This is a genomic window from Salinivibrio sp. KP-1 (genome assembly GCF_000968645.1).
Classification (GTDB): domain Bacteria; phylum Pseudomonadota; class Gammaproteobacteria; order Enterobacterales; family Vibrionaceae; genus Salinivibrio; species Salinivibrio siamensis.
The window spans coordinates 1-664 of the sequence record NZ_LAQR01000032.1 but is presented as its reverse complement, the minus strand read 5'-3'; the positions used below and the strand labels follow the sequence as shown (position 1 = coordinate 664).

Sequence of the window (664 nt, the reverse complement as noted above, 5' to 3'; positions counted from 1 at the left end):
GACAACTTTAATAGTTGTTCGGCACAGTCAATTCGTTTTTCTCTTCGGAGAGAAACAGTAATCAGTATTCATTGAGCTGAAACTTCGGTTTCGAAAAAAACTTAAATTGAAGAGTTTGATCATGGCTCAGATTGAACGCTGGCGGCAGGCCTAACACATGCAAGTCGAGCGGAAACGGCAGTATTGAAGCTTCGGTGGATTTACTGGACGTCGAGCGGCGGACGGGTGAGTAACGGCTGGGAACCTGCCCTGACGAGGGGGATAACCGTTGGAAACGACGGCTAATACCGCATAATGTCTACGGACCAAAGGTGGCCTCTGCATGTAAGCTATCGCGTTGGGATGGGCCCAGTTAGGATTAGCTAGTTGGTAAGGTAATGGCTTACCAAGGCGACGATCCTTAGCTGGTTTGAGAGGATGATCAGCCACACTGGGACTGAGACACGGCCCAGACTCCTACGGGAGGCAGCAGTGGGGAATATTGCACAATGGGGGAGACCCTGATGCAGCCATGCCGCGTGTGTGAAGAAGGCCTTCGGGTTGTAAAGCACTTTCAGCAGTGAGGAAGGTGGTGTACTTAATACGTGCATGGCTTGACGTTAGCTGCAGAAGAAGCACCGGCTAACTCCGTGCCAGCAGCCGCGGTAATACGGAGGGTGCGAGC

At 52.0% G+C, this 664-nt stretch carries 1 rRNA gene; it reads left to right on the top strand.

Annotated elements, in window-relative coordinates:
- Positions 1-103: 103 nt before the first annotated feature.
- Positions 104-664: ribosomal RNA gene (locus tag WN56_RS08685) — 16S ribosomal RNA — on the top strand; the annotation flags it as partial.